Annotated in this window: 4 protein-coding genes and 1 pseudogene; 4 read left to right on the top strand and 1 reads right to left on the bottom strand. The window is 67.6% G+C overall.

The window, feature by feature from the left end:
• Positions 1–216, top strand: a pseudogene (locus tag ACIQ09_RS13365) (IS5/IS1182 family transposase); the annotation flags it as partial.
• Between the two features lie 38 nt (positions 217–254).
• Here the strand turns inward: ACIQ09_RS13365 and ACIQ09_RS13360 are convergent.
• The gene (locus ACIQ09_RS13360; protein ID WP_398310542.1) at positions 255–1,247 is read right to left on the bottom strand and encodes a hypothetical protein; all 993 of its coding nucleotides are present in this window, start codon (positions 1,245–1,247) and stop codon (positions 255–257) included.
• Positions 1,248–1,674: 427 nt separating this feature from the next.
• Here ACIQ09_RS13360 and ACIQ09_RS13355 point away from each other — a divergent pair, with 427 nt between their 5' ends.
• From ACIQ09_RS13355 to ACIQ09_RS13345, 3 genes are read left to right on the top strand one after another with little or no spacing between them, the layout of a single operon-like run.
• Complete coding sequence (locus tag ACIQ09_RS13355; RefSeq protein WP_398310539.1) at positions 1,675–2,925, top strand: exonuclease SbcCD subunit D; 1,251 nt, start codon at positions 1,675–1,677, stop codon at positions 2,923–2,925.
• Complete coding sequence (locus ACIQ09_RS13350; RefSeq protein WP_398310536.1) at positions 2,922–6,662, top strand: AAA family ATPase; 3,741 nt, start codon at positions 2,922–2,924, stop codon at positions 6,660–6,662. The genes ACIQ09_RS13355 and ACIQ09_RS13350 overlap by 4 nt, the downstream gene beginning before the upstream one ends.
• A gap of 36 nt (positions 6,663–6,698) precedes the next feature.
• A complete protein-coding gene (locus tag ACIQ09_RS13345) occupies positions 6,699–8,333 on the top strand; it encodes a diguanylate cyclase domain-containing protein (protein ID WP_398310533.1) in 1,635 nt (544 codons plus the stop codon).
• The last annotated feature ends 402 nt before the right edge of the window (positions 8,334–8,735 follow it).

The following is an 8,735-nucleotide window of genomic DNA, read 5'->3' as shown; positions in this document are numbered from 1 at the left end:
TCCTTCAAGAGCTTCAAGCGCAAGGACGATGACGAACCGCCCAAGCCCGGGGACGGCACCGGGATGGTGGATTTCAAGGGCGAGAAGCGTTCCAACGCCACCCACCAGAGCACCACCGATCCGGACGCGAAGCTCATGAGAAAAGGCAACGGCCAGCCGGCTAAACTCAGCTACGATGACCATGCCCTCATGGAGAACCCGAGCGGTCTGTGCGTGGCGCGGCTTCTCGGTGTTTTGCATCGGCCCGCTAACGCCTAGGTTAGCCGGACGGATCCGCCGTGGGCGGGGCCGTCCGGTTGAACCGTTGGTTGGGCCGGATCTCGGAGCGTTCTTTCTTCGAAAGTGAACTTCATAGAATTTAAGTCCACTCCATATTCACGCGTGGCCCCTTCAAGGTGGTAAAGCAAGCTCGGGAAGCTATCCGCTTCATAGTCCCTAGCATCTCTATATAACTGTATGGGCCGTGGCTGGATGTTGAGCTTGCTCATCAGATATAACAGTTCGACCCCGAATGGTCCGGGGGATTCCTGCGAGAACGTGCGGATGATTTCTAGAAATAGCCGACCTTTCTTGGTCAGGTAGGGCATGCTCTCCATTCGCTTCGAACTCGCAAAGCCGCAACCCAAGAGATATGGCATTGTTTCGCGAAGCTTTGACGTGCTAACCCCGATCCTCTTCGAGAGCCAAGGATAGTTGATGAAGCCTTCTTCAGAGAGAGTTCTCAAAACCGCAAAATTGACGCCTGGATAGCCTGGAGTTAGGAGGAACGTGGAAACGTCCGCGGCTGTGATATTCCCGAAGACGACGCTAAGTAATACGTCGTTGTAAACCGCTTCTTTAATCTGATGGCGAATAATCGCCTCATGGCTATCATTGCCCGCCTCGAAATCAGGAGGTAGCCAAAATACTCGAAGCTTGAACAGGTGCTCACCGAGAGATGATTGGCGAAAATTTGCCAAGACATCCTCCACACGTGCTCTTGTCTTAAGCAAATCCCGACACAGGTAGACCTTTATGTTGGACTCTTCGTCCAGAATCAAATGCCGTAGATCTTTGTCTATTCCCTCTTCGTGTTTCCACAGAGTTTGTCCCACAAGTGTTCGCGACAAGTCGCGGGTTAGAGTGCACGAAAAGTCGAACGCCTTTCGCGCCGACTCTCGGAACGTGTACAGACGCGTGTTCGAAAACGCTTCCAACGTTCGATTGAAGGTGTCAGAGATGAATGCGTGTTCGGCACTTTCAGCCATTTTTGGGCCCAGCTTTTTTCTGGCGACAGTTCTGCCGCACAGCATCGGAGACTGCCGAATAACACAGCCGGCAAGTTATTGTTCAATAACGCAAACCACGCACAATGCAAATAGCACGTCAGGAAATGCAGCAGCCGACACCATGGCGGGGCGATCTAATTCAATTAGCACATAGACCGAGAGCATGCCGCTTCACCCGGATGGCAGCTATCTGCATTAGGCGGTGATCGGCCGCTTCTGACCGAAACACATCACCACCCTCCCTGTCACTCACCCCGCAATCCTCCCACCTCCCACCCCTACCCCTCAATGAACTACGTCACTCCCCTCCCACCCACCTGACATCCCCCCACCCGCTTGCCCCCTCCACCCCCTTCCGCCGACAATCCCCATCCCCCCGCTATCCAGCAAGCCACCCCAAGCCCCCATGCGACTGCTCCACACATCCGACTGGCATCTCGGCCAGACCCTGCATCAGTTCGAGCGCAGCCATGAGCACGTGGCTTTCCTCGCGTGGCTTCTCGACACCCTTGAGGCGGAGGCGGTGGACGCGTTGCTGATCGCCGGCGACGTGTTCGACAACGCCAATCCCTCTTCCCAGTCCCAGACGCAGCTTTACCGCTTTCTCACCGAGGCGCGGCGGCGGGTGCCGTGGCTCAATATCGTGATCATTGCCGGCAACCATGATTCGCCGGGGCGGCTGGAGGCGCCTTTGCCGTTTCTGGCGCTGCTGGATGCCCATGTGGTGGGGCAGACGGTGCGCACGGCGGGGGAGGTGGAGGTGGAGCGGCTGCTGGTGCCCCTCAAGGGGCGGGGTGGTGAGGTGGAGGCCTGGTGCATGGCCATGCCCTTTTTGCGGCCGGCGGACGTGCCGCGGGTGGAGGGGGCGGAGGACGCCTATCTGGCGGGCATCGAATTGCTGCACCGGCAGGTGCTGGATGTGGCGCTGGCGCGGCGGCGGCCGGGGCAGGCCCTGGTGGCCATGGGGCATTGCCACATGACCGGGGGCGAGGTGTCGGTGGAATCCGAGCGGCGCATCGTGGTGGGTGGGGCCGAGGCCCTGTCGGCCAGCCTCTTTGATCCGGCCATTGCCTATGTGGCCCTGGGGCATCTGCACCTGGCGCAGTGCATCGGTAAGGACCCAACCCGGCGCTACTGCGGCAGCCCCTTGCCCCTGTCGTTTTCCGAGATCCACTATCCCCATCAGGTGGTGTTGGTGGATCTGGACGGGGAGGCGGTGGCCAGCGTGCGGGATGTGCGGGTGCCCCGGGCGGTGGAGCTGCTGCGGGTGCCCGCCAGGCCGGCGTCGGTGGACGAGGCCCTGGCTGCCCTGGAGGCGCTGGCGCTGCCCGACGGCCCCGAGGCCGGCTGGCCCTACCTGCAGGTGCGGGTCCGCCTGGATCAGCCCGAGCCCGGCCTGCGTGCCCGGGTGGAGGCAGCCCTGGCCGGCAAGCCGGTGCGCCTCGCCCGCATTGAGACCACCTACGCCCGCAGCGCCGATGAGGCCGCCGCGCCGGCCCTGTCGGTGGATGAGCTCGAAGCCCTGGGGCCGGCGGATTTCTTCCAGCGCCTGTATGCCCACCGCTTTGGCGACGCGCCGCCCGCCGAGCTGATGGGCGCCTTCAATGAACTCCTCGCCAGCCCGACCAGCCCGGCCGGGGCGGCCCCTGACGCATGAAAATCCTTGCCATCCGCGGTCGCAACCTGGCCTCCCTGGCCACTGAGTTCTGCGTGGACTTCCAGTCCGAGCCCCTGGCCAGCGCCGGCCTGTTTGCCATCACCGGCCCCACCGGCGCGGGCAAAAGCACGCTGCTGGATGCCCTGTGCGTGGCCCTCTACGACGCCACGCCGCGCCTGCTGCGGGCTGCCAGCCGGGGCGAGACCATCCCCGACGTGGGCGAGCACAGCGTCGGCCCGTCCGACCCGCGCACCCTGCTGCGCCGGGGGGCGGGGGAGGGCTTTGCTGAGGTGGATTTTGTGGGGAGCGACGGCGTGGCCTACCGGGCGCGCTGGACGGTGCGCCGGGCGCGTAGCAAGGCCGAGGGACGTCTGCAGGCCAGCGAGCTGAGCCTCACGCGCATCGACGACGGCCAGGTGCTGAGCGGCAACGGCAAGCTTGAGACCCTCAAGCTCATCGAGGGGCGCATCGGCCTCAGCTTCGAGCAGTTCACCCGTGCGGTGCTCCTGGCCCAGAACGACTTTGCCGCCTTTCTGCGGGCCTCGGACGACGAGCGCGCCGAGCTGCTGCAGACCCTCACCGGCACCGCCGCCTATGCCGAGATCTCCCGCCAGGCCTACGCCCGGGCCAAGGCCGAAGCCGAAGCCCTGCGCCTGCTCCAGGCCCAGTTGGCCGATCAGGTGCCCCTGGAGGCCGACGTCCGCCAGGCCCGTGAGGCCGCCCTGGTCGAGCAGACCGCCCGCCTGGACGCACTCACCCGGCAGCAGGCGGCCGTCGAAGCGCAACTGCGCTGGCACCAGGAGCTGGCCCGTCTGGCCGCCCGCGTGGCCGAAAGCCAGACGCAGCGCGAACAGGCCCGCCAGGCCCGGGAGGGCGCCGAAGCCCGGCGCATCGCCCTGGCCCGTGTCGAGGCCGTGCAGCCCGCCCGGCCCCTGTGCGCCGAGCTGGACCGCCTGAACGCCGAGCAGGTTGACACCGGCAAGGCCGTGGCCGACAAGGAGGCTGCCCTGGCTACCGCCCTCCGCACCGCCGCCGACTGCGCCACCCGCCACACAACCGCCGAGCAGACTCTTGCTGCGGCCGAGCAGGCCCGCAACGCCGCCCAGCCCCGGCTCAACGATGCCCGGGCGCTGGACGCCGGCATCGCCCTGGTCGCCCCCCAGCACGACGCCGCCCGCCTGGCCCGGGATGCCGCCGCCCAGGCCCACACCCAGGCTCAGACCACCCGGCAGCGGGTGGCCGCCGAGCGTGAGGCGGCCCGCAGTGCGCGGGATGAGGCCGCCCGCTGGCTGGCCGATCACCCCGGCCTGCGCCCCCTGGCCGAAGCCTGGCCCCGCTGGGAGACCCTGCTGGGGCAGGCCGCCGGGCAGTGGCGCAGCCAGCAGGCCCTTGCCGCCGAACAGGACGAAGCGGCCCGCAGCGAGGCCCGCCTCCAGGGCGAACTGGAGCGCGCCGGGCAGCGCCTGAGCACCGCCGTCGAGGCCGCAGCCAAGGCCCTCGACACGCACACGGGCCTCGCCGGGCAGTGCGCCGCCATCGACCCCGACGCCCTGGCCGGCCAGCGCAAGGCCCTTCAGGCCCGCCACCACCACCTGGGCCGGGCCGCCCAACTGGCCAGCGATCAGGCCCGCCTGCGGGCCAGCCTGCACACCCAGCAGCAGGACGAAGCCGCCACCCGCAAGGCCCTGGCCGGGCATGAGGCCACCCTGGCCGAAGGGCAAGGGCGCCTGCCCCTGCTGGCGCGGGACGCCGACGCCGCCGAGCGCGCCCTGGCCATCGCCCGCCTCGCCGCCAGTGAAAACGTGGAAGCCCTGCGCCAGCAGCTCACCCCGGACAGCCCCTGCCCGGTGTGCGGCGCCATCGAGCACCCCTACGCCGCCCACGACCCCCAGGCCCGGGCCATGCTGCAGGGGCTGGAGGCCAACCTGAGCCAGGCCAGGCAGGCCCACGCCAGCCTCAGCCAGCTGATCGCCACCGCCCAGGCCCATGTCGCCAGTGGCAACGCCCAGCTCACCAAGCTGGCGCAAAGCCTCGCCAGCCTGCACACCGAGCTGGAGGCGGCGACCCGCGACCAGGCCGCCCTGCTGCCGGAACTGCCCGAGCTGGCAAGCCTTGCCCCCGAGGCGCAAGCCCCCTGGCTGCAGGCCCGGCTGGCCGAGGCCGACGCGGCGCTGGCCGCCATCGACCAGATCGAAACCCGCCAGCGCGCCCTGCTGACCCAGCGGGATCAGGCGCAGCGCACCCTGGAAGCGGCCAGGGCCGCCGAGGCCCAGGCCCGCGCCGACCTCAATCAGCACACCCTGGCCCACCAGCAGGCCGTCCAGGCGCGGCAGAGCCTGGCGCAGCGTCTGGACGACGCCCGGCGTGACCTGGCCCAAAGCCTGGATGGTCTGAACGCCGCCTTTCCGGCCGGCGACGACTGGCGCAGCCGCTGGCAGGCCGACCCCGCGGCGTTTGCCCGGCACACCGGCGCGGCCGCCCAGGAATGGACGACCGCCCAGACCCGGCAGCAGGAATCCGAGCGCCGCCTGCTGGCACTCGACGCGGAGCTGCTGGCCACCACCACCGCCCTCGATTCCGCCGCCGGCCAGCAGGCCACCCGGCAGCAGGAGTTCGATACCCACGCCCGGACGCTGACCCGCATGCAGGCCGAGCGCGCGGATCTCTTTGAAGGCCGCCCGGTGGCGAAGGTGGAGGCTGCCCTCAACGACGCCGTGGCCCAGGCCGCCGAGACCCTGCGCCTGTGCCAGGGCGCCACCCAGGCGGCCGAGGCCCAGCGCGCCCGCCAGGACGAAGCCCTGGGCCAGGCCCGCAGCCGGATTGCCGCCGTGCAGGCGGCGGCACAGGACGCCGCCCGGCGCCTGGATGATTGGCTTACTGACTTCAACGCAGCCCAGGGCGCGGCCCTGGATCTGCCCCAACTGCGTGTCGCCCTGGCCCATGCGCCCGACTGGCTGAGCACCGAACGCCAGGCCCTGCAGGCCCTCGACACCGCCGTCGATACCGCCACCGCCGTGCTCCATAACAACGAAGCCAGCCTGGCCGCGCACCAGGCCACCGTGCCGGGCGAGGAGGGCGTCGACGCGCTCAACGCCCGCCACACCCGGCTGGCCGCCGAAGTGGCCGAGGCCCGCGAGGCCCACACCGGCATCAAGCTCGAACTGGCCCGGGACGACGAACGCCGCACCCGCAGCGGCAGCCTGCAGGCCGACCTGGCCCGCCAGCAGGCCCGCACGGATCTGTGGGCCCGCCTGGGCGAGCTGATCGGCTCGGCCGATGGCAAGAAATTCCGCAACTTCGCCCAGCAGCTCACCCTCGACATCCTGCTCGGCTACGCCAACCGCCACCTGGAGAGCCTGTCCCGCCGCTACCGTCTGCAGCGCATCGCCGACAGCCTGGGCCTGCTGGTGCTCGACCAGGACATGGGCGACGAGCTGCGCTCGGTGCATTCCCTGTCCGGCGGCGAGTCCTTCCTGGTGTCCCTGGCCCTGGCCCTCGGGCTGGCGTCCCTGTCGTCCCACCGGGTGCGGGTCGAATCCCTGTTCATCGACGAAGGCTTCGGCAGCCTGGATGCCGACTCCCTGCGCGTGGCCATGGAAGCCCTGGACAGCCTCCAGGCCCAGGGCCGCAAGGTGGGGGTGATCTCCCACGTGCAGGAGATGACCGAGCGCATCGGTATCCGCGTCGAGGTGCGCCGACTGGCCGGCGGGCAGAGCCGGGTGGCGGTGGTGGATTAAGGTCCAGTTTTTTTCCGCCCGGCCGATAAGCGGCTCATGTCGAAGGATTTGATCCTGGCCCCCGGCTATGCACCGGGGCGTCTTCACGTGTCATGGCTGCAGTCGGCAGGGTGGCGAATTTCGCTACTTCCGCGGCTGCTGCTCATTGCCCTGTTCGTGCTGTGTACCAGCCTGCCGGCTGTGGCGGCCGAGAAGGTCTATCGCGTTGGCGTCACCGCCTTCCGCGACAACGCGGTGACCGTGCGCGAATGGGGGCCGACCATGGACTTCCTGTCGGCGCAGATCCCTGGTGCGCGCTTCGAGGTGGTGCCCCTCAACCTGCCCGGGTTCGAGGCGGCCCTGAGCCGGCGAGAGCTGGATTTTGTGCTCACCAACCCCCAGCACTACATCGTCATGGAGACCCGCTACGGCGTGTCCCGGATCGCCACCCTGGTCAAGCAGGAGAACGGCCGTACGGTGAACCAGTTCGGCGGCGTGATCTTTACCCGCAGTGATCGCCACGAGATCAACCGCCTCCAGGATCTGCGCGATCTGCGCATTGCAGCTGTTGACCGCACTTCCTTCGCCGGCTTCCTGCTCCAGTACGACATCTTCGAGCGCGCCGGTATTGATCTTGATGAAGACTGCCATGTGCAGTTCCTCGGCTTTCCCCAGGACCTGGTGGTGAAGGCGGTGCTGGAGGGGCGCGCCGATGCGGGCTTCGTGCGCACGGGCGTGCTTGAGGCCATGGCCAGTGAAGGGCACATGACCCTGTCGCAGGTACGCATCCTGAATTCCGTTGGCAACACCGAATTCCCGTTCATGATCAGTACCGAGCTGTTCCCCGAATGGCCGCTGGCGACGGCACCCCATGTGTCCATCGAGATCACCAACCGGGTCGCCGCGGCCTTGTTGCTGATGCCGCCCGACAGCCCGGCCGCCCGCGCCGCGCGCTACTACCGTTGGTCCACCCCCCTGGAGTATCAGCGCGTGCAGACCGTGATGCGCCGGCATGCCATCTACCCCTACGACCAGCGCGAGCCCATCGCCGTGGCCGATGTGCTGCGCGAGTACGCCTTCCACCTCCTTGGCGGGGTGGTGGTGTTCACCCTGTCCCTGGGGGTGCTTTACGTCCGCACCGACCGCCTCAACATGGCGCTCCAGTCGTCGCGCCAGAAACTCAGCGAGATGGCCCACACCGATGCCCTCACCGGCCTGCCCAACCGCAATCTTCTCGATGACCGCCTGGCCCTTGCCCTGGCCCATGCCCGCCGCAGCCATGAGCGCATTGCGGTGTGCCTGATCGACCTGGACCGCTTCAAGCCCATCAATGACACCTGGGGCCATGAAGTGGGTGACGAGGTGCTCCGTGAAGTGGCCAGCCGCCTGGAGGCGGTTCTGCGGGAAGGGGACACGGTGGCCCGCTGGGGTGGTGACGAGTTCGTGTTGCTGCTGGATGGGCTGAATACCGACCGGCAGCTCGAAGAGATCATGCAACGGGTGCTCGACAGCATTGCCGCCGACTTGACTGCCTGCCCGGGCGGGCACGTGTCGGCCAGTATCGGCGTCAGTCTCTATCCGGTTGATGCCCATGACGCCACCCTTCTCCTGAAGCACGCCGACGCAGCCATGTACCAGGCCAAGCGCGAAGGCGGAAACCGCTTCGTGGCCTATTCGGGGGCGCTGGCGTGAGCCCCTTTTGCCCCCGCTCGCGCCTGCCCTCGCCCTGGCGGTCGGCGCTGTTCCCGTCGGGCAGAACTCACTCTGTTTTCCTCCGTTGTCCTCCCTGAAACAGTCGCAAACCCAATGCTGACGCGGGCTTGGGCTCCCTCGGCCGGATCACCCGCTGGGTGAAGCTGAAGGGTTTATGGGACGCGCTTAGGGCAGCTGGAGGGACTGTGGGGCTGTAGGGGCTGTAGGGGCGACTTCAGTCGCCCGCGGACTTCAGATCAACGGCATGCCGGTGATCGACGCCTAGTGGGCGACTGAAGTCGCCCCTACAAGTCGCCCCCACAAGTCTCTCCTGCAGGAGAGACCGTATCGACCGTCAGACGACGCGTCAAACGGAGGCAATTAGGACGAATTCGACCCCTC

Source organism: Zoogloea sp. (genome assembly GCF_044344315.1).
GTDB lineage: Bacteria > Pseudomonadota > Gammaproteobacteria > Burkholderiales > Rhodocyclaceae > Zoogloea.
Note: the sequence above shows the minus strand (reverse complement) of the source record. Positions and strands in the feature narration are given on the sequence as shown.